This window comes from Saccharospirillum sp. (assembly GCF_039982735.1).
Lineage (GTDB): Bacteria > Pseudomonadota > Gammaproteobacteria > Pseudomonadales > Natronospirillaceae > Saccharospirillum.
Map to the genome: position 1 here is coordinate 345,435 of NZ_JBDWXV010000011.1, position 25,851 is coordinate 371,285.

15 protein-coding genes are annotated in these 25,851 nt (G+C 55.4%); 10 read left to right on the plus strand and 5 right to left on the minus strand.

What is annotated here, in order from left to right; all coding sequences use genetic code 11:
- Window positions 1-6 precede the first annotated feature (6 nt).
- The 7 genes from flgJ (at window position 7) to fliD (ending at window position 13,880) form a co-directional block, all read left to right on the plus strand.
- Window positions 7-972 (plus strand): flagellar assembly peptidoglycan hydrolase FlgJ, encoded by a 966-nt coding sequence (flgJ, locus tag ABJT94_RS09870; protein WP_348475501.1) that lies wholly within the window; start codon window positions 7-9, stop codon window positions 970-972.
- A gap of 15 nt (window positions 973-987) precedes the next feature.
- The gene (gene flgK / locus ABJT94_RS09875) at window positions 988-4,047 is read left to right on the plus strand and encodes a flagellar hook-associated protein FlgK (RefSeq protein ID WP_348475500.1); all 3,060 of its coding nucleotides are present in this window, start codon (window positions 988-990) and stop codon (window positions 4,045-4,047) included.
- 16 nt (window positions 4,048-4,063) lie between these two features.
- Complete coding sequence (gene flgL / locus ABJT94_RS09880; protein WP_348475499.1) at window positions 4,064-5,317, plus strand: flagellar hook-associated protein FlgL; 1,254 nt, start codon at window positions 4,064-4,066, stop codon at window positions 5,315-5,317.
- Between the two features lie 133 nt (window positions 5,318-5,450).
- Window positions 5,451-5,735: a hypothetical protein gene (locus ABJT94_RS09885; protein ID WP_348475498.1), complete on the plus strand. Its 285-nt coding sequence runs from the start codon at window positions 5,451-5,453 to the stop codon at window positions 5,733-5,735.
- Window positions 5,736-5,924: 189 nt separating this feature from the next.
- The gene (locus tag ABJT94_RS09890; protein ID WP_348475497.1) at window positions 5,925-9,221 is read left to right on the plus strand and encodes a flagellin; all 3,297 of its coding nucleotides are present in this window, start codon (window positions 5,925-5,927) and stop codon (window positions 9,219-9,221) included.
- Window positions 9,222-9,329: 108 nt separating this feature from the next.
- Window positions 9,330-9,770, plus strand: a complete 441-nt coding sequence (locus tag ABJT94_RS09895; protein ID WP_348475496.1) for a flagellar protein FlaG — start codon at window positions 9,330-9,332, stop codon at window positions 9,768-9,770.
- A gap of 207 nt (window positions 9,771-9,977) precedes the next feature.
- Complete coding sequence (fliD, locus tag ABJT94_RS09900) at window positions 9,978-13,880, plus strand: flagellar filament capping protein FliD (RefSeq protein WP_348475495.1); 3,903 nt, start codon at window positions 9,978-9,980, stop codon at window positions 13,878-13,880.
- 145 nt (window positions 13,881-14,025) lie between these two features.
- On the opposite strand, the gene acnB is transcribed toward fliD, so the two are convergent.
- Together acnB and ABJT94_RS09910 are read right to left on the minus strand one after the other, a co-directional pair.
- Window positions 14,026-16,617, minus strand: coding sequence for a bifunctional aconitate hydratase 2/2-methylisocitrate dehydratase (acnB, locus tag ABJT94_RS09905; RefSeq protein ID WP_348475494.1), 2,592 nt, complete (start codon window positions 16,615-16,617; stop codon window positions 14,026-14,028).
- Window positions 16,618-16,947: 330 nt separating this feature from the next.
- The gene (locus ABJT94_RS09910) at window positions 16,948-18,894 is read right to left on the minus strand and encodes a VacB/RNase II family 3'-5' exoribonuclease (RefSeq protein ID WP_348475493.1); all 1,947 of its coding nucleotides are present in this window, start codon (window positions 18,892-18,894) and stop codon (window positions 16,948-16,950) included.
- Window positions 18,895-18,995: 101 nt separating this feature from the next.
- Between ABJT94_RS09910 and ABJT94_RS09915 the strand changes: the two genes are divergently transcribed.
- Window positions 18,996-19,190 (plus strand): hypothetical protein, encoded by a 195-nt coding sequence (locus ABJT94_RS09915; RefSeq protein WP_348475492.1) that lies wholly within the window; start codon window positions 18,996-18,998, stop codon window positions 19,188-19,190.
- A 164-nt stretch (window positions 19,191-19,354) separates the two neighbouring features.
- On the opposite strand, the gene ABJT94_RS09920 is transcribed toward ABJT94_RS09915, so the two are convergent.
- A complete protein-coding gene (locus tag ABJT94_RS09920) occupies window positions 19,355-20,392 on the minus strand; it encodes a hypothetical protein (RefSeq protein ID WP_348475491.1) in 1,038 nt (345 codons plus the stop codon).
- Window positions 20,389-21,810, minus strand: coding sequence for an adenylate/guanylate cyclase domain-containing protein (locus ABJT94_RS09925; RefSeq protein WP_348475490.1), 1,422 nt, complete (start codon window positions 21,808-21,810; stop codon window positions 20,389-20,391). Before ABJT94_RS09925 ends, ABJT94_RS09920 begins: the two co-directional genes overlap by 4 nt.
- A 282-nt stretch (window positions 21,811-22,092) precedes the next feature.
- On the opposite strand from ABJT94_RS09925, the gene ABJT94_RS09930 reads away from it, so the two are divergent.
- Window positions 22,093-22,377 (plus strand): hypothetical protein, encoded by a 285-nt coding sequence (locus tag ABJT94_RS09930; protein ID WP_348475489.1) that lies wholly within the window; start codon window positions 22,093-22,095, stop codon window positions 22,375-22,377.
- Between the two features lie 141 nt (window positions 22,378-22,518).
- On the plus strand, window positions 22,519-23,640 hold the full coding sequence (locus ABJT94_RS09935) for a mechanosensitive ion channel family protein (protein WP_348475488.1): 1,122 nt from the start codon (window positions 22,519-22,521) through the stop codon (window positions 23,638-23,640).
- Between the two features lie 42 nt (window positions 23,641-23,682).
- Here the strand turns inward: ABJT94_RS09935 and ABJT94_RS09940 are convergent, their stop codons facing one another.
- The gene (locus tag ABJT94_RS09940; protein ID WP_348475487.1) at window positions 23,683-25,758 is read right to left on the minus strand and encodes a methyltransferase domain-containing protein; all 2,076 of its coding nucleotides are present in this window, start codon (window positions 25,756-25,758) and stop codon (window positions 23,683-23,685) included.
- Window positions 25,759-25,851 lie beyond the last annotated feature (93 nt).

Below are 25,851 nucleotides of genomic sequence, written 5' to 3' on the forward strand. Positions count from 1 at the left end.
CAAATCATGGCTTCACAAATCGACGCAGCCTTTAACTACAACGATCTCAATGGCCTAAACAGTCTGAAATCGCTTGCCCGTAAAGACGATGCGGCCGCTCTGAAAGGTGTTGCCCAGCAATTTGAATCCATGTTTATCAACATGATGCTGAAAAGCATGCGTGATGCCACCGATGTTATGGCCTCTGACCTGTTGAGCAGTAACGAAACCAAATTCTACCGCGACATGCACGACCAGCAACTCAGTCTGCACTTGGCAGAAACTGGCGGCTATGGGCTGGCGGAAGTGATGTTTGAGCAGATGTCGGCCAATTTGCCCCAACGTCCGGCTGACTTTCATAACATTGATGTCAAATCATTGAACGACAGCACACGTCCTGAGTTGCCGGTTGCACCCGCACTCCGTGACCCGGCGGGAATGGGTGAAGTAGAGCCGACATCCAGTTTCAATCTGTCCAGTCCTGAACTGGATAAATTGTCGGCATTTGAGTCCCCACAAGCTTTTATTGAGTCCCTGTTACCCCATGCCGAGCAAGCCGCACAGCGATTGGGTGTGGAGCCGCGCATACTGGTGGCCCAGGCAGCGCTGGAAACAGGCTGGGGCAGGGCGATGATTAAGGACGACCAGGGTGCTAACAGCTTCAATTTCTTCGGCATTAAAGCCGATCAGCGCTGGCAAGGTGCGGTGGCCGATACGCAGACGCATGAATATGTTGAAGGCAATCGGATTTCAATTCGCGATGCGTTTCGTGCCTATGACGACCCGGCCCAGTCGTTCAACGACTACGTCGACTTTTTGAGCAGCAACCCGCGTTATCAGGCTGCACTGGATCAGGTATCTGATTCTGAACAGTTCGTTCGCTCGTTACAGTCTGCTGGCTACGCCACCGATCCGGACTATGCCGACAAAATCCTGCGCATCGCCAACAGCCTGCCCACTACCGATGCTGAATTCAGCTTGGGTCAGGCATAAGCCGGAGGCCACAGAATGAGTCTGCTCAACACGGCAATTACCGGTCTTAAAGCGCAACAGGAAGCCCTGCGGGTAACCGGCCATAACATTTCCAATGCCAGCACGCCGGGTTATTCGCGCCAGGAAGTGGTGCTCGATACCAACAACCCCCTGTTTCGAGGTTTTGGTTTTGTTGGTCAGGGTGTCGATATTCAGTCGGTACGGCGAATTACCGATCAGTTCATGATTGCCCAGCAACGCACTGACACCAGTGAATTTCAGCAGCTGAACGCCTATAAGGTCAACATTGAGCAAGTTGATCGCATTCTGGCCGATGAACGCACCGGCCTGCAGCCTCAACTGGACCGCTTTTTCGCCAGCTTGCAGGGCGGGGCGGATAACCCAGCCTATGTGCCGGCGCGGGATGTGGTTCTGGGTGAATCCCAGGGGCTGGTCGACCGGTTCCAGACCATTCACAAATACCTGACCGACCAGAACGAAACCCTGAACAGCCAGATGCAGGCCATGGCCGGGCAGGTGAATTCGCTCGCGGCTGGCATTGCCACGTTGAACAACGAGATCGTCAGTGCACGCGGCAGCGCCAGCGCCCAGCCGCCTAACGATCTGATCGACAAGCGAGACGAAATGGTTCGACAGTTGTCTGAATATATGGACATTGACGTGACCGTCGATAACGACCAGTTCAATATTTCCATTGGCAGTGGTCAGGCACTGGTGCTGGCTAACCAGGCCAACCGAATTGAAGCCGTACCGGGTACCGAAGACCCTCAGCGTTTTGGCATTCGATTTGTTAGCCCAATTGAGCGTAATGACATTACCGCCGATATCTCCGGGGGCCAGCTTGCCGGCCTGTTGAACTTCCGCTCAGACGCGCTCGACCCTGCCCTTAACAATTTGGGCCGCATTGCCGTTGGTTTCGCGCAGGAATTCAATAATCAGCACAAGCTGGGCATCGACCTGAACGGCAACTTTGGTCAGAACGCGTTTCAGGACATGAATGATCCGGAGCTGGCTTCCATCGGCCGGGCCCAGGGCAGTAGCGACAACGCGCTGCCACGCAACCAGGTGCTCAGCGTTTTCTTTGAAGACACCCGGGAACTGACCACCAGTGATTACACACTGAGCCTGACCGGCCCCGGCAATTCGCGCTATGAAGTCATTCGTAAAAGCGATGGGGCTGAAGTGGCCAGTGGCTCTCTGACCGGCGACTTCCCGGACTCGATTGAATTCGATGGCCTGCGCGTTCAACTGGAAGGCGGTAATTTCAAAGAAGGGGACGAGTTCACCATCAATCCGCTGCGCGGCGCGCCAGCCCAACTCGACTGGCTGATTGATGAACCCGCCGAGCTGGCCTTCTCCTACCCCATGCGAGCGGGTACCGGCGTCGGCAATCAGGGTACCGGTGAGATCAACCAGGGCACAATGCTCAGTCGCGATAGCGAGATATTTTCGGTAGACGGGCAGTTGTCACCGCCGTTGGTGATCGTGTTTGAAAGCCCGACCCGATATTCCGTGTACGACAACAGTGACCCCGGTAATCCGGTCTCGCTCGACCCGCCGCTTGAAAACATCGAATACGTACCGGGCGTTACGAATACGCTGTTTACGGATGACCCGGGTGAAACCATCGTCAGTAGCTGGCGGCCGCGCTTGCCGGAAAACCCGGCATTGGCGCTTGATGGCCCTGCAACGGTAGCGCCCTACAACGGCATCAATTCCGAACGCTTTGTGTTCTCCAGAACCGACCCGAATACTGGTGAAGTGACGCAAGACGAGACGCTGATTACCCCGCGTGGCGCCAGCGCAGCCGAGATTGCCGATGAACTGAACCGGGTCGACGGCGTCACCGCGCGCGCTTTTAGCGAGGTGCAAATAGCCAATTTTACCAACTCTGGGACCCCCTATGACCCTGACAATCCATTTGAGGTCTGGGTAAACGGGTTCAATCTGACCGAGAATGACCTGGGGCCCAACCAGAACATCTATATGGACGGGTACCCGGAAGAGTTGCCGGAAGAAATGAATCCGAATTTCCTGGCCGACCGCATCAATGCGCATTACGACCTGCAACAAGCCGGCATTCGCGCCAAGAGCGATGGCGAGACGCTGACGATCACCCAGGAGAACGGCGAAGACATTTTCATCGAAATGCGCGGCGACAAACCACAGGATGTGATCGTCGGCACGCCACCGGTTGGCCCGGGGCCAACCAACGGCGCCATCGATCCCGGCGACACCTTCGAAATCAGTTCCGGTGAACGCTGGCCCATAGAGCCCGTTGCCGGCAACACCCGCGGCCAACTCAATAACCTGACCGGATTCGATTTCAGCGAAGGCGGCCCGTATACATATGAGATGTATTTGCCAGACGGCCGCACCGGCCGCATCACGCTGGAAGGCAACCACGCCACCGCTGAAGACGTAAAAGCCGAGGTAGAAGCCAAAATCGGAGCACTGCTCGACAGCCCGGGCCGGGTTCAGGCTCGAATTACAGCCAGGGGTGAGCTCGAATACCAAATCTTCATGAAGGTGGAAGGCACCGGTAATGACGATACGGTGGGCGTTAACGTGGGTGGCCAGGTCGATGTCACCATGGCGGACGGCATTTCAATGCAAACCCGTCCAGAAGCGGGCGCCATCTTTACTGGCACCCCGGAAGCCAAGTCAACGTATCAGGGCTTTCAGTTTGAGATTGGGGGTCGGCCGGAAACGGGTGACGAGTTCACCATCGGCTGGAACGAAGGCGGTGTCAGCGATAACCGCAATGTACTCGATCTTGTCGGCTTGGAAACCACCGACACCGTCAACAACCGCGATGGTGGCATGACCTTTACCGAAGCCTACAGCCAGGCGGTGGAGCAGGTGGGTACCAAAACCCGCCAGGCTCAGATTCAAACCGACGCCGCTGAGGGCGTACTGGCGTCCACTGAAGAAGCGCTGAACTCTGTACGAGGCGTTAATCTCGATGAAGAAGCCGCCCGCCTGATCGAATTTCAGCTCGCCTACAACGCCAATGCCCGGGTCATCAGTATCGCCCAGGAAACCTTTGACGCCTTGTTGGGGGCTTTCCGATGAACACGAGGTTTGAATCATGAGTGATCGACTGTCTACTTACTGGATATATCAGCGGCCGGTCAACGACATGTTGCAGTTGCAGTCGAACCTGAACAAAACCCAGGAGCAGATCAGCACCGGCAAACGCATATTAACCCCGGCCGACGACCCGGTGGGCGCATCCCGCGTATTGCAGCTGAACCAGGAAATCGCGCTTATGGACCAGTACGAGCGCAACATCACTCTACTCGATGCCCGCCTTGAACAGGAAGAGGGCGTTTTGGGGGCTGTGGAAGACAGCGTCGCCCGCATCCGCGAGCTGGCCGTTAAAGCCGGTAACGCCGGCGTACTCACCGGTTCGGACCGGCAAGCCATCGCCGCCGAGATCCGCGAGCGCGTCGAGGAAATGTACGACCTGATGAACAGCAAGGACGGCAGCGGCGAATACCTGTTCGCCGGCTTTTCAGGCAACACTCAGCCTTTTGTTGAAAACCCCGGTGGCGGCTATGGATACGAAGGCGACGAAGGCGTGCGCTTCCTTCAGGTCAGCCAGACCATTACCCTGGCCTCCAGTGACTCGGGCAAAGACGTCTTTATGGACATTCCTTCCGACAAAACCAGTTTCACCAGCTACGCCAACCCGCAAAACACCGGCAACCCGCCCGGTATTGTCTCGGCGGGTGTAACGCTTGACCAGGAAGCGCTAGATGCCTTCTACCCCGAAGATGCGGTCATCAGCTTCGAAAACCCCCTGGACGTTGACCCACCGGAGCAGAACTTCACGGTACGCCGTAAATCCGACGGCCGGGTGCTCGAAGGGTTGCAAAACGTGACCTATAATCCTGGCTCGCCCATTCAGGTGGGCGGCGTCTCGGTCAACATCACCGGTAACCCCAACCCGGGCGATCAGTTCATCATTGAATCCAGCAACAAGCAGGGAGTGCTTACCACGTTTGAGAAGTTCCTGTTCACGCTCGAGAACTACCCCCCGGGCACCGGTTTCGACGAAGTATACGACCAGAACATCAGCCAAACGCTGAACAACCTCGACAAAACCATCGAGAACGTCTCCCAGGTGCGTGCCCGAATCGGCGCCCGCATGAACACCTCCGAAAGCGTGATGAACCAGCACGCCGACAATAAACTGGCGGCCAAAGACATCAAATCCGGCATCGAAGATCTCGACTTCGCCGAAGCTGTCAGCCGGTTACAGATGGAGAGCTTCATTCTGCAGGCAGCGCAGCAGAGCTTTGCTCAGACGAGTCGGCTCAGTCTGTTCGACTTTATCTAAGCCGAAATCCACAAGCTGCTAGCATAGAGTCTTGTCGTTCCGTTATGCTCTTCTGTCAGTGACTCCCAGCCTTGCTCAGTTCTGATGCGGGGGCGAACTCAGGCCCTTGTGGCTTCAAAACCCGGAGGTATCGGTGGCACAACACATCCTGGTGACACGGCTTCAGGCGATACTTGAACAGCCCGACCGCCTAGCCGTCACACTCCCGGCCTGGCAGGATGCGCTGGTCGAAGCCCTGAAAACCCTATCAAAAGCCCGCGCCGAAGCCCTGCTAAACGAAGTTCAAGCCGTCATCCGTGAAAATCGTGCTCTGTTCGAAAATGAAAGCCTCTCCATTCTCGACACCCTCGTGCAACAGCCCAATGCCGCCCGAAGCAGAGCCAAAGCAGGCCGATATAAAGACGTCGGAAAACTCTAACGTTGCTGGATAGCCGCAGCATCATCTTCTTTCGCTCGCAGCTCGCGGTTAAATACTAAAAACTGTACTTGTTATTCCAAAATACTATAAAAGCTTTCTCCTCTCCCGCCGTTAACTCCATTGTAAACCAACGAACATCGTTGACGGGTTGCGCCATACGGCGACCGGAACAACGCAGGAGATGAGATCATGGCTCAGATTATTAACACCAACATTGCGTCGCTGAATGCCCAACGCAACTTGAACACCTCCCAGAGTGCCAACAGCACCGCCCTTGAGCGTTTGTCTTCCGGTCTGCGGATCAACAGCGCCAAAGACGATGCGGCCGGCCTCGCGATTTCCACCAAATTCGAATCCCAGACCCGTGGTCTGAACCAGGCGATCCGGAACGCAGGCGACGGTATCTCCCTGGCCCAAACCGCAGAAGGTGCTCTGGGTTCAATGACCGATAACCTGCAGCGGGTTCGTGAACTGGCGGTTCAGTCAGCTAACGCCACCAACTCTGATGAAGACCGTGTGGCCCTTCAGCAGGAAGTCAGTGCACTGGTTGCCGAGATTACCCGTACAGCGGATGAGACTAACTTTAACGGCCGTAACCTGTTCGATGGTAACTTTAACGGTACCTTCCAGATTGGTGCTAATGCTGGTCAGACTGTTGATGTTCAGATTGGTGAGCTGACTGCTGGCCGTCTCGGTGCTTCAGACCAAGTAGGTGTGAGCGCTATCGGTACCGACTCTGCTATTGGTAATGGCGATTTGGTCATCAATGGCGTAAGCATCGGTGCTTCGCAGGCAGGTGATGACACGGCTTCAACTTCAAACGCTTCTGCCTCCGCAATTGCCAAAGTAGAAACGATCAATCGCTACACAGAAGAAACTGGCGTCAAGGCATTCGTGAATGAGAACGAAGTTGCTGGCGCAGAAATGACAGCTCCAGCTGCAAGCACCAGCGGTGAAATTACCATTAATGGCGTTGCTATCGATTTGAGTGTTTCGACGGACACCGCTCAAACTAGAGCGGGTGTCGCACAAGCTATTAACGCAGTATCTGAACAGACAGGTGTGACAGCCATTGCAGGTGATTCAGATTCCGAAGGCGTAACACTCGTTGCTGCTGACGGGCGTAACGTACAAATTGATTTGGGGAGTTTGACTTCCGCGCAGACAGGTCTTGCCGCAACTGATACCTATGAAGGTGGTTACACTCTCGTAGCGACAGGAGACACCCGTGAAATAGAGATTTCTGGTGGTAATGGTACCGGTATTGGTGATCTTGCTAACGCTGGCCTTGTGAAAGGTAACTACTCTCGAGCTGTTGCGACAAGTGTTGGTGAAACACAGTCTCTTGTGTCTCCCTCTCAGTCGCTTGCACTGGATGGTACGTTTACGCAAACAGTTGACGCTACTGATGGGACTGCGATTCAATTCACTAATAATCTGGCTATTCAGGCGTCAATTGGTACTGACCAGTATTCTACAACCGTTACTGGAACCGGTTCCGGTGGCACAGGTTCAGTCGCCGAACTGGCGGCGGGGTTGAATGATATAGATGGCTCCGGAAATGTTCAGGCCTGGGAGCAGATCGACGCAACCCTGTCTAACCTTAGCTTGGATGACACCGATGCAGCTGCGTTGTCCATAGGTGGGGTCGATGTTGTTTTGACAGGCACAACTGCTGCAAGTTTTGTTGACGATATTAACTCGACAGACTTCTCTGCCGGTGGGTTAAGCGTTTCCGCCAGCTTAAATGCGGATGGCGAAGTCGACTTGTCGATGAAAAACTACTCTGGTGCTCAAGTAGCCTTCGTTGGTGGTACCGCTTCAACTTTTTCAGTCGATGTTGACGGCAACTCCGCTGATGTTGATGTTGTGGGTAGTGACGCCGACGGTGTATTTGTAGCTGGTGATGTCGAGTTTAGAACGCTAGATGGAAAAGACCTAGCTGTTACCCTAGCGAATATTGGCGATGGTGCTGGAACAGCTCCTACTGCCGGTGAAGCCCAAGAGGTTCTTTCCACTGGTAATACTGCGATCTCAGCAGATTATAGTGGCGTCAACGGTTTGGATGATGGTGATGTTACTTTAAACGGCGTAACAATAGGCGCGGCTCAAACAACAGCCGATAGAGCCTCTGCAACAGTGGCCTCTGATGGTTCAACTATTTTGTCCTCTTCCAAGGAACTATCAGCCATCGCAATCGCTGCTTCTATTAATGATGTTTCAGACGAAACCGGGGTGACGGCGGCTATCAACGCTACTGAGGTTGTAGGTGGTGATGGTTCTAATTTGGACGTTAGCCAGTATGCAATCGGTGACAGTGCCGATCTGTTCATTAACGGTGTTAATTTGGGCACTGTAACGCTTCAGAATGATGGTAGTGGAGAAATAGACACCGACAAAGCTAAAGCCGACGCTCTAAGTTTGATCAATGCAAAAGCAGACCAGACTGGTGTGACTGCCGTTGACAATGGTGTTTCTCTCACACTGACAGGTGCAGATGGTCGGAACGTGTCGGTTGCCATTAACAATAACTCTGAAACAAACACTGGTGCTGGCGGTAGTAGTATAGGTGCCTTGTTTGGTCTGGATGCATCTGTTGATGGGATAGGTGAAGCTAAGTTTGGTGAAGTGGCTACGTCTCAGGGCGCGGGGCCAGTTGGTTCAGTGGTTTCTATCTCAGGTGTAAACGCTGGAGCTTATGACTATAGTGGAGGTGGTACGGAAACGTTCAGCCTGACTATTACTGATGATACTGGTGCTAACGATGTAATCGCATTGACTGGTAACTATGCTGATGCTGATGCTTTAGCCGCAGCAATTCAAGGTGCTTCTTCAAATGTTGGGTTTACTGCTGTTTGGAATGCAGACACAAATGCAATTGATATCACTAGCACCTCCACAGCCGAGGGTAGTCAGTTAACGATTTCGGCTATTACTGATGATATTGATGGTGGTGGGACCGCTGGAACTGGTTTGGCGGCTGCTAGTGGTACAGTAGCGACCGGCTTGGCGGATATATCAGGTATTGAAGCGCAAACCTACGAAACCACTTACGGTACAGTTAAACTGGAATCAGCTACAGAAATAAATATCGGTGTCGGTTCAAAAGGCTCTGACGAAGTTGAGGCGCTCGGTTTCCGCACCGGCTCATACGGCGGAGGTGAAGACGGCCAGTTCCTGAAAGATGTCGACATTTCGACCTTCGAAGGTGCCCAGGCTGCAATCACCGCAATCGACAACGCGCTGGAAACCGTAGCTAGCCAGCGTGCCGAGCTTGGTGCCCTGCAGAACCGCTTCGAGTCAACCGTCAGCAACTTGGCCATCACGGCTGAAAACCTGACAGCAGCAAACTCCCGGATCCGGGATGCAGACTTCGCGGCAGAAACTGCCGAACTGTCTCGGACTCAGGTACTGCAGCAGGCTGGTATTTCGATTCTGGCCCAGGCCAACCAGCGGCCGCAGCAGGTGTTGTCACTGCTGGGTTAATCCGGTAGCCGGGTCGGCTTCCGACCCTGGTTCCCCTCCTAACCGGAGTAAGGCACCAGAAGGGAGTCGGCCCACTCTGATTAACTGAGTGTGACCGGAGGTTTAAAGATGAGTGATTTTAGTGGCTATAACGCGGCACTGAATGCTCGGCCTTCCACACCTGAAAGCCGTTCGGTAACGGCAAAGCCGCAGCAGGAAGGCGGCAACAGGTTACCGGCAGAGGTTGTGAAACAGGCAGGGGGCAATAACGCTTTGTCGTCTGTCGGCCTCTACACCAAAGCACAGGAAGATATGGCAGGGCAAAGACCGGCCAGAGCTTCAGGCGCTGAGGAGTTAGAGCAGGCCGTGGCAACGCTGAACGATTATGTTCAAAACACGGAGCGAAAGCTGAACTTCCAGTTGGACGAAGACGCAGGGTTAACCATCATTCGGGTGTACGACAAGCAGACTGATGAGTTGATTCGGCAAATCCCCAATGAAGAAGCCGTATCGTTGGCCCAGAAATTGAATGAAGAAGAGCCGTTATTGTTGTTTTCGGCGCAGGTTTGAAGGGAAAGCGGTTAGCTGCGAGCTATTAATTTTGAGTTAACAACGTTGACTCATAGCTCCAAACTCTCAGCTCGCCGCTCCTAACTCACGGCTGTCAATAACAGTAATTTACAAACAGGGTATCAAGGGTTGGCGATTTTGGCCGATACCTTGAGTATCCTGTTTTTCTGTTTACAGGTTCTGAACATTTGAACGAGTGGGTGAATCATGGCGAGTATTGAGTCTCTTGGTATCGGATCGGGCTTGCTGACCAGTGAGCTGGTCGAGAGCATCATTGAGGCTGAACGCGCACCGACTGAACTGCGTCTCGATCGCAAAGAAGCCGAAGTCGAAGCCAAAATCACCGCCTATGGCGAAGTTCGCAGTGCGCTCGATAAGGTGCAGAGTGCGGCTACCTCACTTGCCAGCAATAACCTCATTCGGGGCACCACGGCTACCAGCAGTGATGAATCTGCCCTCACCGCCACCACTAATTCTACCGCTGAACCTGGCAACTACCGCGTAGCGGTTGATCAGGTCGCCAGTGCCCATACCTTGGCCAGTAAAGCCTACACTTCTGTGAGTGACACGGTTGGTACCGGCACGTTGACGTTCAATTTCGGTACTACTTCATACGACGATGTCACCGGTGACTATGCCGGATTCGATAAAAACGCCGATCTGGCCTCGTTCAGCATCGATATTACCTCTGAAAACAACACCCTCTCTGGCTTGCGCGATACCATCAACAAGAACGTTGAAGGTGTGACGGCGAGCCTGGTGTTTGATGGTTCGGGTTACCGCTTGCTGATGTCGAGTGATAAAACCGGCGAGAAATCGAGCATGGAGATTGTCGCCACGGGCGATGCGGGTATTCAGTCACTGGCTTACAATGCCGCCCAGAACGACCCCGACAGCAATCTGCGAGAAACCCAGCGCGGTGAAGATGCGTTGTTGCGGGTTAATGGCCTGGAAATCACCTCAGCCAGCAATCAGGTCAGTGAAGTGATTCGCGGTGTGACGATTAATGTGAACCAGGAAACCACGGGCAGCATCAACCTCAACGTAAACCGTAACACCGGTGAGGTGGCGGATAAGATGGAGGCCTTCGTCGAGGCCTTTAACGAATTCAAGTTCGTTTACGATGAAGTCAATAAATTCGACCCCGATACCAATCAGGGGGGGCTGTTGCTGGGTGACTCCACGTTGCGCAGTACCTATAGCCAGTTGCGTAACGGATTGAACTCTATTGTTGAAAACCTGACTGGTGCCAATTTCCGCAGCCTGGCGGATGTGGGGCTCGAAACCGACCAAACACAGAACTTTCAGTTCCAGTTCAACCGTAGCAAGTTTGAAACCGCGCTAAATGCCAATGCCGATGCTATGGCGGGGCTGCTGGCCCGTCAGCAAGAGGTCTCTGACAGCCAGATACGGTATGTCACTCAAAGCGGTGATACCAAGCCAGGGCAATACGATGTGTTCATCGAAAAAGCCGCTACTCAGGCCAAATGGCAAGGGCTCAGCTCTGACGCGCTGGGTTTTGGCAGCGATGTGGTCATCGGGGGCAGTAACGACGAATTCAACCTGCAGCTGAACGGTACGCAGCGTACGGTAACACTGGAGCAGGGCAGTTACAGCAACGGTGACGAGCTCTCGCTGATGTTGCAGTCGGCGATCAACACCGCCTTTGTTGACTCGGGCCAGTCGGCCACCGTCAATTTCGATGCCGCCAATCAAAGCCTGGCGATTACCTCATCCCGCTTTGGATCGGCCTCAACCGTTAATATTTCTTCGGTAGACCCAACGCTGGCGAGCACCCTGGGCCTGGCACCTGCAGGTACCGGCCAGGTTGCCGGTCAGAATTTCAGTGGTTTGAATGACGCCAGTTTCGCGGCGGCTACATTACCGGGTACCCAGGCCATATCGGCCGACCAGGGTATTGATTTCAGTGCTAACACGGTCAGTTTTGACCTTGCGGTTACCGGCACGGTCGGCCCCGCGTCGGCCACCATTACGCTCGATGAAGACTGGGGCGATGTGCTTAACACCAGTGGTGAAGTCACGACTGAACGCGACCGGGATGATGTGCTGGCTTATGTACAGTCTGAACTGAACAACGCGGGTTTCACCGGCTATGTGCGCGCCGAATTTAACAGTGCCGACCGGTTGGTGTTTCGTACCGAACCGGATACTGGCGCGCAGACCATTGGTGTCAGTAACATTACCGCCTCGGGTACCGACCCGCTTGGCTTGCAGGCTGGGGTGAGCAGCAGCGGTATGACCCTGGCGAGCGACGCTGAGTTTTCGATCAGTTACAGCAATCGGCAGTCGTCAGTCACTAGCGGGGTAATCGCGGTACCGGCGGGTACTTATGAAACGGGCGAAGCGCTGGCACAAGCGATTCAGGACCAATTAAATGCTGATGGCAATGTGTCGGCGGGTGCTGCCGGTGCCGAGACGACCAAGGGCAGCCGAGTTCTCGGTTCCAATGTAGATTTTGCCAGTGACCCTTCGCAGTTTCAGTTCAACCTGAATGGTACGGACTATACCGTTGACGTGAATGCGGAAACAGAAGGCAGTACGCTCGGTAATATCCAGAAAGCCATTGACGATACCCTGGGTGCGGGCGTCATCACGGCGTCATTGGATAGCAATGGCCTGGTGCTGACCACGAATGCGACAGGTTCGGCTCAAAACCTGGCCATCACCAAAGACGGCATGGGTGCGACAACGGCCGCAGGCAGTGTGGATCTGTCGACAGGTGTTGACTTCAGTGCTGCCCCGGCCAGTTTCCGACTCACGGTTGATGGCGTCGATATCGACGTGACTGTCGATGGTGATGGCACCACAGGCACAAACGACGGTGCCTCGAACCTGGCCGTGATTCAGCAGGCGCTTGATACCGGTTTATCGCAGGCAGGCGGTGGCGGTGAGTTTCAGGCCGGCGATGTTAAAGCCCGGCTTGACGACAGCGGCCAGCTTTACTTTGAAACCCTGTCTAAAAATGGTGAACCGACACTGGCCACCTATGGCGCCAGTGCCATGGTCGAGCTTTCTCAAACGGCTGGCGCGACCTCACTGGGGCTGGCCGATCAGGGCCCGCTGATCAATGGCGCCGATAGCTTCGGTTTGGCTCTGGGTAATTACCAGGGGTTTGATAGCCAGGCGGCCGTGAGCTACGAACAAAACGAGGACGGTAATGGTCGTTTTGTAGTCAGCTTTGGCAATGATACCCAGGTCCAGTTCGATGCTGTGAATTTGACTGCAGCGGCACAACTGGGCTTTTCATTGAACGATGGTAGTGAGTCAGAACCAGCCCGGGGTCAGGATGTTAAAGGTACGATTAATGGCGTTGAAGCAACCGGGCGGGGCCAGTTACTGACAGCCCGCGAAGGCAATGAAGGCGCTACCAATGGTTATCTGCTGGGTGGTACCGGTGCAGATTTCACCAGCCCGGTGACTATCGATGGCAGCAATGACTCACTTAAGGTGGTTATCGATGGTCGGGAATCGGGCGCGATTACCTTAAACAACGGTGTTTATACCACCGGTAATGCTCTGGCCGCGGAATTGAAGCGGGCCATCAACGCGGATGCGACTCTGGCCGGGAACAACAAAGCCGTTGATGTTCAGTATGATCCGGATACCGCTACTTTTGGTATTTTCTCAGTCAGCAAGGGCGCTGAATCGACTGTTCGTGTGTCTGAAATTGATGCGGGTGCGATTGATGTGTTTGGGTTTACCACTTCAACTCAGGCTGTTCAGGGTAAAGACGCTGTGGGCAACAAAGACCCGGCCGCTGGCCTCGTACTGCGAGTTGAAGGCTCTGGCACCGGAGAACGTGGCAGTGTGTCGCTGATCGAAGGTATTTTTGCCCGGTTAGAGAAAACCATGAAAAGCTTCCTGGATAGCAGTGGCTTGATTACCGGTCGCGAGAAAGCCCTGGAGCGGGATATGGAAGGAATTCAGGAAGACCGTGATCGGCTGGATGCCCGTTTGGAAGCACAGGAGCAACGCCTGAAAGCGAAGTTCTTGTTTAATGACCAGATCGTGGCGCAGTTAAAAACGACTGAGGATTTTTTGAGTCAACAGTTTGAGATTTTGGCTGCGGGGATTACTGGTAAGCAGTAATGAGACGGCTTTGCCGTCCCCCCTCTCTCTAGCTCTCTCCCCCGGTGCGGGTGAGAGGACTGTATGGCCAGTGCCAGAATTAGCTCTCTGAGTCTTACCCATAAAAAAACCCGCCTAGGCGGGTTTTTTCGTTTCAGTCGGCCAATTAAGCCGCTGAAGTAGCAATCACCGAATCGGCAGCCTTGATGAAATCTTCCATCTTGTCGAAGTTCAGGTAGCGGTAGATATCCGCTGACATGCTGTCGATCTTGTTGGCGATTTCCAGGTACTCGGCCGGTGTTGGCAGCTTGCCGTTCAGGGCGGCAATGGCGGCCAGTTCGGCAGAGGCCAGGTACACATTGGCACCGTCGCCCAGGCGGTTCGGGAAGTTCCGCGTTGAGGTGGATACTACGGTCGACTTGGCCGCTACCCGTGCCTGGTTACCCATGCACAGTGAACAACCCGGCATTTCGGTGCGGGCACCGGCACGGCCGAAGATGTTGTAGTAGCCTTCTTCCATCAACTGCGCCTGGTCCATCTTCGTCGGCGGGGAGACCCACAGACGAGTGGCAATCGGGGCGTTATGGGCGTCGAGCAGCTTGCCGGCGGCGCGGAAGTGACCAATGTTGGTCATGCACGAACCGATAAACACTTCGTCGATCTTTTCGCCTGCCACGTCAGACAGCGTGCGAGCATCGTCCGGATCGTTCGGGGCACACAGGATCGGCTCTTTGATCTCATCCATGTCGATTTCGATGACGGTGTGGTACTCGGCATCTTTGTCGGCACGCATCAGGTTCGGGCTGGCCAGCCACTCTTCCATGGCCTTGGCGCGGCGCTCCAGGGTACGGGCATCGCCGTAACCGTTGGAGATCATCCAGCGTAGCATGACGACGTTCGAGCGCAGGTATTCGGCGACCGAGTCTTCACCCAGAGTAATGGTGCAACCGGCGGCAGAGCGTTCTGCAGAGGCGTCTGAAAGCTCAAATGCTTGCTCAACGGTCAGCTCTTCCAGGCCTTCAATTTCCAGAATCCGGCCGGAGAAGACGTTCTTCTTGCCTTTCTTCTCAACGGTCAGGTGGCCTTCCTTGATGGCTGCGTAAGGAATCGCATGAACCAGGTCACGCAGGGTGATGCCAGGCTGACGCTTGCCTTTGAAGCGAACCAGAACCGATTCAGGCATGTCCAGCGGCATAACGCCAGTGGCTGCGGCAAAGGCCACCAGGCCGGAACCGGCCGGGAAGGAGATGCCCATCGGGAAGCGGGTGTGGGAGTCGCCACCGGTACCCACGGTATCGGGCAGCAGCATGCGGTTCAGCCAAGAGTGGATGATGCCATCGCCCGGGCGCAGAGACACACCGCCCCGGTTCTTGATGAAGTCGGGCAGGCTGTGTTGGGTTTCGATGTCTACCGGCTTGGGGTAAGCGGCAGTGTGGCAGAAAGATTGCATCACCAGGTCGGTTGAAAAGCCCAGGCAAGCCAGGTCTTTCAGTTCGTCACGGGTCATCGGACCGGTGGTGTCCTGTGAGCCAACGGTGGTCATTTTCGGTTCGCAATACTGGTTCGGGCGAACGCCTTCCAAACCACAGGCCTTGCCGACCATCTTCTGGGCCAAGGTGTAACCGGCTTTGCTGTCGGCTACGGCGCCAGGGCGACGGAAGACGGTGCTGGGCTCCAGGCCCAGGGCTTCGCGGGCACGGTCGGTCAGGCCACGGCCGATGATCAACGGAATACGGCCACCGGCGCGTACTTCATCGAGCAGCACCTGGGTGTTCAGTTCGAATTCGGCGATTACGTTGCCATCTCGCTCGACTTTGCCAGCGAAAGGGTAGACGTCGATAACGTCACCCATGTTCAGTTCGTTGACGTCAACTTCAATTGGCAGAGCGCCGGAGTCTTCCATGGTGTTGAAGAAGATGGGGGCGATCTTGTTGCCGAGCACGAAGCCACCGGTGCGCTTGTTCGGCACGAACGGCATGTCTTCACCGGTGTGCCACAGCACGGAGTTGGTGGCCGACTTACGTGAAGAGCCGGTACCTACCACATCGCCAACCAGGGCAATGGAGTGGCCTTTTTCTTTCAGCTTTTCAATTTGCTGAATTGGGCCAATCTCGCCTTCTTTGTCGGGTGTCAGGCCATCGCGGCTCATTTTGTACATGGCCAGGGCGTGCAGCGGGATATCCGGGCGCGACCAGGCGTCCTGGGCCGGTGACAGGTCATCGGTGTTGGTTTCACCGGTGACTTTGAACACGGTCAGGGTCAGTTTTTCAGGGACGTCGGGCTTATTCAGGAACCACTCGGCGTCGGCCCAGGATTGCATGACGCTCTTGGCAGCGGCGTTACCGGCTTTGGCCAGCTCGTCGACATCGTGGAAGGCATCGAACACCAGTAGTGTGTGTTTCAGCTCTTCGGCGGCGGCTTCAGCCAGTTTGTCGTCGGTCAGCAGGCCAACCAGGGTTTCGATGTTGTAGCCACCCTGCATGGTGCCGAGCAGTTGTACGGCTTCTGCGGCGTCAATCAGCGGGCACTCGGCTTCGCCTTTGGCGACAGCAGACAGGAAGGCGGCTTTTACATAGGCCGCTTCGTCCACGCCGGGCGGTACCCGGTTGACGATCAAATCTTTAATGAAGGCTTCTTCGCCTGCAGGCGGGTTTTTCAGCAGCTCCACCAGCGCGGTTACCTGGTCGGCAGTCAGCGGCTTGGCGGGAATGCCAAGAGCGGCGCGCTCTTCGACATGTTTACGATAGGCTTCTAGCACGGTTAATTCTCCAACAGTGAAGGGGTTGCGGCACGGCTGAGCCGGCAGGGCAACGGGTTGCCTGAAACACCGGACGCTCGCGTCAGCAACCGGGACTGGCTGAGCATAAGCGAGGCGCAGTTTAGTGAAAAACGCCGCAAAAGTTAAGTAATGGTACCTTATACCCTGTATTCATGAGGTGAATAGTAGTGTGGCTGGTCTGAGTCCGAAATCCAATGTGTAATCTGGCGCGGTGGTCGTCACTACCCCGTTGCCAGGCGCACCTGGCACTCCTTTGGATATCTCAGCGGTCGAAAACCATGAATTTCTGACGGCAATGGTCGAATGGTGTTAATTCGAGAGGCCTGGATCTAGCTGGCTTTCTTCCACCAAACTCAATTCCAGCTTATCACCCTCTATTTTGGCGATGGTCACTGCCAGCGGCTGGTTCAGCATAAAGCTCTTGTTTTCACCCTTCATCATCATGCGCAACGGGTCATAGCTCAGTTTTTTCTTCTGGCCGCGCAGGTCGATGAAGCCGGCAGCACCGTTGTCGTCAAGTTGGGCGATGATGCCGCCCGAGTTGATGTGGACAACGGTGGCCTGCCAGGTCTGTTCAGGTTGCTGGCTCAGCCAGTCCAGACGCAGGCGGTTTTCCACTTCGTTGGCGGCTTTGCGGCTGTTGCCGAGACGCTCGTTGAGGTCGTCGGTTAGCCCGGCGGGCAGAGCGAAAGGCTTGCCTGCCAGTTTAGCGTGGATCAGCCGGTGCAGAGCGAGATCCGTGTATTTGCGGATCGGGCTGGTCACGGTGGTGTAGTGGTCGAAACCGAGTCCAAAGTGGGGCGCTGTGGTGTTGGACCAGGCTCCGCGCTCCAGCCGCTTTAGCAGTACGCTGAGCAATGGGAAGTCTTCGACCGTGCGTGCAGCGCGCAAAATAGACTTGAAACCTTCCGGGTCATGGCCATCGGTATCGGCGACGTCTTTGGCGAATTCGCGCAGCAAGCCCTTGAGTTCTTCCTCGCGGTCGGGTCGAAAGCCGGCGTGGGTCATGAACAGGGCGCTGTCTTCGGCCAGCCAGGCTGCGGCAATGCGATTGACCGCCAGCATGCTTTCTTCGACGAGGCCGTTAGCGGTGTTGCGTTCTTCTTTCACCACGCCGGTAACATTCAATTGCTCATCGACTTTCACCCGGTAGTCGGGTCGTTCCTGCATGATCAGGGCGTTGCTCTTGCGCCAGTCAAACAGGGCTGTGCAGCATTGCCTGAGCGTTTCCAGGTGCCAGTGGGCGGCTGGTATTGGGGCAGCACCATCGAGCCATTCGCTTACTTCCTGATAGCTCAACTTGGCACTGCTGCGTATCACCGATGGGGTGATGGCCAGTTTGCTGAGGCTGCCGTCAGTGGCGACGTGGATGTGAAACACCAGTGCCAAACGGTCTGCATTGGGGGTCAGTGAACACAGTTCGTTGGCCAGGCGTTCGGGCAGCATGCTGATCGGGCGGCCGGGCAGGTAGGTGGTGGTCAGGCGTTGCCGGGCTTCGGATTCAAGCGGTGAGTCGGTTGTAAACCAGGCTGCCGGATCGGCAATGGCGACGCGCAATAGCCAGCCATCGTCGGTTTCCTCGGCATAGAGGGCATCGTCCATGTCTTTGGTGGAGGCATTGTCGATGGTGACAAAGGGAATGTCGCGCAAGTCGGTTCGGCCTTCGCTGGCTGCTTCGATCAGGCTTTCATCGAGCGCGTCTGCAGCAGCCAGGGCTTCGGCGGAGAAGTCGCCGTGTAACTGGTGCTTTTCAATGGCAATGGCGTGCCAGGTGCCGGGCTCTTCTTCGCTGCCGATTACATTGACAACTTCGGCCTGGGCTTTGCCAGTTTCCCACGGATGGCGGGTTACCTTGGCTTTAACCCATTGGCCATTGGCGGCGTCAGCGGTCTTTTTAGGCGGTACGAACAGCCATTTAGCATGCCCGATGACTTCGGGTTCAACACCCTGGGCTTTGCCGCGCACGACATAGCGGCCCATAAACTCGGTCAGTGACGACGACACCAGGTTGACCAGATCGGCATTGACCTTGCCTTCAGCAGTTTCCTCAATAGTGAACTCGACTTCATCGCCCGGGAACACTTTGGACATGGCATCGGGTGGCAGAAAATACTCGGTGGCGTCGGCAGCGATCACGAAGCCGAAACTGCGACCGGTACCCTTAATGGTGCCGCGCATGACCAGGGGTTCGGGCGTGGTGGACTTGATGTCACTTTTCAAAGATTGAAGCTGGGCGAGGGCTTTGGCATCGAGCATAGAGGACCTGAATCGGGTTCGCATTTCGTTGTGGGCGCGCAGTATACCGGAAACAGCCAGCTTTTTGATAAGCTATGCCGGTAAAATTCGAGGAGCCGGTCATGGCCGATATTCGCTCGCTGGACGCTGCTCGCAAGCAAGCGCGAAAGAACAAAGCCAAAGCAACTACCCTGTGCAAGCATGGCCATCACCGCTGGGAGGTCGATAACCAGCCTCAGTTCGATGTGAAAGCTGGAAAACTGGTCACCCGGTATCGGTGCAGTCGTTGTGGGAAGGTTCAGGTTAAAGCCCGTTGAGCCACTAGTGGTCCATGTGTGAAGTTCTGTCACTAAGGAACGATGCCAGCAAGTTCAGAGCAAGGCGGGAAGCCGCCGGAATAGCACCGCTATTTCAAGGTTTGAAAACGAAGCTATGTGTTTGCTGGCAAAGTGAGCAGTGACAGAGTTTTCCGCATGGACCACTAGTTCGACCAGCGATCCAAATTCGTCAGGAAGGTTCTGGCCCGCTCGGCATTGGCTTGCAGCTCGGTGTCGTTGGGCGTCAGGGTCAGGGCTTCTTCCCACACATCCAGCGCCTCGCCCAGAAAACCCTGGCTGTAGAGTAATTCGCCCCGTTCCTTGAGTAGGGCGGATTCGCTGGCCAGGCGGATATCGAGCTCTTCACGCATCGGCTCCGCTTTTTCGGGGTCGAGTTCCATCATTTCATCGAGCAGGCGTTTTGCACCCGTCAGATCGTTCAGGGACATGCTCAATGCAAAGGCTTCTTCCAGTTGCGGCCACTGTTGTTCGGCGACAGCAGCCTCCTGGGTTCTGGCTTCCTGACGTTCCGTTTGCTGGGCTTGCTGAATGCTATTCAGCAATTCCTGACTCAACTCGTTGGGTGACAGCCGGTTCGACAGGGTTAATGCCTGCACAGCACGGAAAGAGTCGTTTTCATACAGTGCTTGCCGGCCGGAGGCGTAAAGTCGCCGTGAGATGGTTTTCAGCTCTTGTTGAAAGGTTCGGTAGCGTTGCTGGGTAAAAAAGTTATTGGGCGTTGCTTTCAGCAGGTTCTCTTCACTGTTGCGAATGGCCAGCAAGTAGCGGGCGCGAGCCAGCAGAATGGCATTTTCACTACGGTTAATACTATTCAGGCGGCGTTGATCATATTCGCGGCGCTGTGACAGCAATTCCGGCGCTTCGGGCAGATTGGCCAGGGCCTCGTCCAGTACTGAAATGGCGCCTGCCCAGTCGTTATTGGCTTCGTGGCGGCTGGCTCTGTCGAGCTGTTCGTCGATGTAGTCGGATCGTCTTTGTTCAATAACGCTTGAACGCTGACGTAGCTCCGGGTAGGCCTCATGATCGGGGTCCATGGCATTAATGGTCGCCAGGGCTTTATCGTACTGGTGGTCTTCAACCCAGGTATCGACTTGTTCGTTCACATTGCTTTGTTGTGCGTAAAACTGGGCGCAGCCAGCCAGCAGAAGGGCGAGGCTCAACATCAGAAACAGGCGGATCATGACTGTGACTCCCTGGCGCTGGGCTCGGGAATCGAATCCGCGCTGGCTTCATCGCGGGCCTCTTTGGCTGGCGCGTCGGCCCAGGCATTGACGGTTAATACGTCCACATTGCTTTGCAGGCCCTTGATCTGATGCGATTCACTGGCATGGGTGAGCAAGGGGTGCCGCTGATTGAGCATTGAATAGAAATTTCCGTCGGTAACCACCTGGCCTGAGTCTGCCAGGTCGCAGAGGCGGGAGGCCAGGTTCGCGGGCTCACCAATGACCGTATATTGCATTCGTTCATGAGACCCGAGCAAACCCGCCAGTACCGTGCCGCCGCTCACACCGATGCGAATCGTAAGGCAGGGTTGATTGGCCCTGGCGCGCTCCCGGTTCATGGCCGTGATTCGATCGCGTATTTGCAGGGCGCACTCCATGGCGTGGAAGCGATGTTCGGGGTCCGATTGCGGGCAGCCGAATACGAGCATTGCGCAATCGCCGATGTATTTATCGACGTTGCCATGGAATTCGTGGCAGGTGTTGGCGAACTCGGTGAAGTAGAGATTGAGTACCTCGGCGGTTTCCTCCGGGTGGCGCCCCTCGCTGAACGCGGTATATCCCACCAGGTCGACAAAGAGAATGCTGGCGTCGACGCGCTTGCCTTCCCGGGCCAGTTCAACATTGTCCTGAGCCATGTAGCGGGCGGCGACCGGATCGCTGACAAAGCGGGAAAACAGCTGTTCAACGCGTTGTTTTTGTTCCAGTTCGGCTGACATGTGGTTAAACGACTGAGTTAGGTCGCTGAATTCACCCTGGTGCTGACCACGTATTCGAAAGCCATAATGGCCAGACTCGATAGCGCGGGTACCCTCAATCAGATCGCGTACCGGCTTGGCCAGCGATTGGCCCAGTCGAATCGCCATAAGCGTAATGGATAACACCAGAAGAAGGACGACGACGACGCCGGAGCGAATAATTGAACGCTGACCGGCAATCATTTCGGACCGGTCGAGACCTACCCAGGCGGCCCCACCGCTGACACCCCGGAACACGACAGGAGAATAGAACCACACCGTTTCTTCGTTGGTTTCTACCTGGCCCTGGCTACGGTAAGCCTGGTCTGCGTTCACGGCAGGCAGCGAAGACCCTGCTTCTGCCAGCACGTCGCCATCCCGGTTTACCACGCTAGCGGCGACGACAGAGGGTTGGTCGCTGAGTGAAAATACCAGGCTGGCGAGGCTGAGCTGGTCTTCGGTGAATACAAGCTCAACCGAGGCGGCGGCCAGCTGTGATGACAGGCTGTTCCCGGTGTCTACAAACTGTGTCTGCATCATTGAAAACTGCCGGTACACCAGTGTATAGCCAAGAATGCACGAAGCCAGCAAGACCAGCATGGTCATGATCAGGGCGAGCTTGTGTCCAAAATGCCATTTCATCAGAGGTTCACGTGTTTTCCGGTTGAATCCGCTTTGCAGCGATCATGTATTTCCCCATTAATATTATCATGCCCCGGCGTTTCTGGTGAGCCTGCACATGCCCTGTCTTTAATCGATGCCCATCCGACTGCTGAGCAGAGGGGTACTAACGGTGATGTCCGTCACAATTTGGAAATGCCAATGAGTCAATAGTGCCTGTTAATGGCTGAACTGTGCGTCAGTTAACGTTAAAGATTGGCTGCGGGCCTGTAATGGCGGGCCTAAAGGCGTTAGAATATCTGCATGATTGAATCTTTCTCACTAGTCTCTTTCTTTCAGGCTTGCCAATGGGGCGTCGCCTTTCTGTTTGTGCCTCTGGTTTGCTGGTACGAATGGTCGCGTTCCTCCATATTTTGCCGCTGGTGCGCACTGCTCAGCGGGTACGCTGTTCAGTTGGGGCTGATTGTTCTGCTGGTTGATTCCGGTTTCGAGATGTCCACTGTCATTTTGTTCGGCTCAATTTCAGCCTATGCCTGGATCAAGCTGATGACAGGCTGGCTGCCAACGGTTCGCAAAGCCGCGGCCTAAGAGCCTGTCGAACTTCTATTACTTCCTGTTCAATTCCAACCTACACATTTATTCGTTTACCCGGTACATTGCGATGCCTGTGGCGGGCTCGCCTTGGCGGGTCGGTTTTAGTCAATATTCGGTTTAGAGGTCTGACGTCAGATGGACATGGAAACTCTGGTCAGTTGGGTGACCAGCGCGTTGAATATCGGTAAGGAGCATACCTGGATCATCCAGGTGTTTGTGATTGTGTTGCTGACCACACTGGTCAGTTATGCGAGCAAAAAGGTGTTCGACAAGCTGGAAAAATCGTCAAAGAGGACGAACACCTTCTGGGACGATCTGCTGATTGGTGCGGCGCGCAAGCCGGTCAGGCTTTTCATCTGGTTGAACGGCTTGTTACTGGCGACGGATGTGGTTCGTCGAGTGTCGAACGAGCCCATTTTCGATTTTGTCGAACCGGTGCGGTCGGTGACCTTTGTGCTGGTGTTTGCCTGGTTTATGGTCAGTTTCATCCGCAAGGGCGAAGAAATGGTTCAGGATCCGAACCATGCTTCAAAGCCCATGGATGCCACGACGGCCTCCGCGCTTGGCAAGCTGATGCGGCTTTCCGTGCTCATTACCTCCGCACTCGTCGTCTTGCAGAGCCTGGGGTTCAGTGTATCCGGTGTGCTGGCGTTTGGTGGTATTGGCGGTATTGCCGTGGGTTTTGCCGCCAAGGATTTGCTGGCCAATTTCTTTGGCGGGCTGATGATTTATCTGGATCAGCCCTTTCGAGTAGGGGACTGGGTCCGGTCGCCAGACCAGGACATCGAGGGAACCGTCGAGAACATCGGCTGGCGCCTGACTCGCATCAGAACCTTCGATAAGCGTCCGATCTATGTGCCCAATGCCACCTTTGCCAACATCACGGTTGAAAACCCTTCGCGGATGTTCAACCGCCGTATCAATGAGAACATTGGGGTACGTTATTGCGATGCCGGAAAAGTGGCCGCTATTGTTGCCGATGTAGAAGCCATGTTGAAAGAACACGAAGCGATTGATCAGGACCAGTTGCTTATGGTGCACCTGAACAAGTTTGCCGCTTCATCGATTGAGTTCTTCATCTATACCTTTACCAAAACGGTGGTGTGGAAAGAATTTCATGAGATTAAGCAGGACATAATGCTGAAAATCATCGATATCGTTGAAGGTCATGGGGCCGAGTTTGCTTTCCCGACACACACCATTCATATGGCCGAAGCCGAGTCTGAAGCCAGCCCGGAACCTCAGCAAAGTAACTGATGCTAGGTTCTTCTAGCCCGCTTCCGGGCGGGCTGCGGATATTCAGTCCTGAGCCTGCACGTAAAATTGCAACATACCGGCGAAGGTGTCCGGATGGGTTTTCTCAAACGCCTCCCAGTCGTTCAGATTGGTCAGGGCAGGGCGCTGGTTGTTCACGCTGGCCAAAAACATCCGTCGGGCGTCGGGTGAGAGCACAAACCCCAAAAATTTGAGCGCATTCTGATCGAGCAGGGTTTTGATGCTGGCGGGCGAGTAGCAATGCTCTTGAACGTGAAACAGCAGATCCCGGCAGCCGCTGGTGGAGTAAAAATCCCGGCTTTTTAGCAAGGCGCTGTAGTCTCCTTCCAGCCGTTTTTGCAGCAGGTGCTCGCGAAAGCGACGGATGTCTGCCTGACGGGCGGTATAGCCCAGTCGCGCTATCTGCTCCTGAGCCTGGCTGACGATTCTGCGGGCGCGTTCACTGTAGAGTCCGATCTTCAACAGGCCATTGGCTTCCAGCCGGCGTTGCAGCGCTTTTAGCCCTTGCTCCGGGTCGCTCATGTGATGCAGTACACCTGAGCATTCAATCACATGAAAACGTTCGTCGAGCCGATCCAGTTCAAGAATGTCGGCTTGCAGAAAGCGAACATTGTGGATGCCATGGCGTTCGGCCATGCGCTTTGAATAGGCCAGGCTGCGCGCACTCAGGTCAACGGCGGTCACTTCAACGTTGCGGAAATAGCGGGCTACATGCAGGGCGTGCCGGCCCGTGCCTGACCCAGCCACCAGAATCTTTATCGTCCCCATATTGAAGAACTGCGGTGCTCTGAAGCCTTCCAGTTCTGCTTCAAGTGCCCGGCCGTAGTTGGTTGGGGTGTTGTAACCCAAGTGCAGCCAGCGCGGGTAGGGGTTTTCTTCATATTGCTGACGCACTTCCTGGGAAATGCCATCGCGGATCGGCGTCAGCTGTTCAATGTCCATGGCCAGAGTCAGTTCTTCCTGCAGTTCTATTACGCAGCGACGAATGATCGGCCGGACATAGCTTGGCCACCGGTTCAAGGCAATGCGAGCGAGCTGCTCACTGTGTGCTAGCTGGTGCAGTGGTTCATACATGCCATACATCAGTAATGCGCTGGTCAGATCGGCTGGTTGCGGCTCGGGGGTAGACAGGGCGGTGTCCAGCAACTCCCCCAGGGCGTTAAGCAGAGATTGCTCTTCGTCATCCTGCGCCCAGACGTGCTCATTGTGAATGCCCTGAACCACAAACGCCGCTGCCAGTCGCAACAACGCCGGGTCGGAGAACTGCTGGGCAAGGCAATTGAGCAATACCTGCTTGCGCACCTGAATCAGAAAGTCCTCCAGCTCCGCCTGGCTGAAATACAGTGTATTCAGTGCGAGACCAAGCATATCGTCCCGGGCAAGATCCTGCAGGTCCACAACGGCATTGGGGTCGTCGAGCTGATATTTGTGTCGTAGCAGCGAGGCGGTTAACGGTGCCAAGCCATCGTGATCGACTTTGTCGAGTTTCAGCCAGCGAACGACGTCCTCTGCCAGGGCAGGCTGGTAGCTGTCGGCCTGAATATGACGGGACACCTCGAACAGCTTGGCGCGGATGTGCGCGTCGTTGGGGTGCAGTTGAAACAGTTGGCGATAACCGTTGAACGCCTGCACCACATTGCCCTGGCGTGCAAAGGTGTATACCAGAGAGGTGGCGGCCCGGGTTTCCTCGGGAGCCAGCTCCAGGCTGCGGCTGAAGTGGGCGAGCGCGTCGTCGTAGTGCCCCGTAGCCAGCTTTACATGGCCCAGAGAATACCAACAACCGGCATCGTCCGGCGTCTGGTTCAACGCAAATTGCAGGTAGTGCTCGGCCCGCTCGTAAAAGCCCTCGTCCAGGGCAATACGTCCCAGTAGATTGAGCGCTGGCGAATAATTGTGCTGAAGGTTGAGCAATTGCTGGGCGATCGCCCGAGCCTGACCCCGGTACTGGGCCGTGTGCTCATTGCTCACCCGGTCGCTCAGGCTCAGTTCGTAATAGTGCCGCGCCTGTTGATCCAGTTCAGCCAGGGTGTCGGTTGGTGTCGCCGTCGACAGAGCCGATGTCTGCCCCGGTGTCGCCAGCGCCTGCGATGAGTGTCTCATAACGCACCTTTAATGGGTGAGCGGCCAGGCCGCTGCCAGTGTCTGGCGGTCAAAATGTAGCCGCCGGTCGTGAAAAAGCGGCAATGAGTCTCC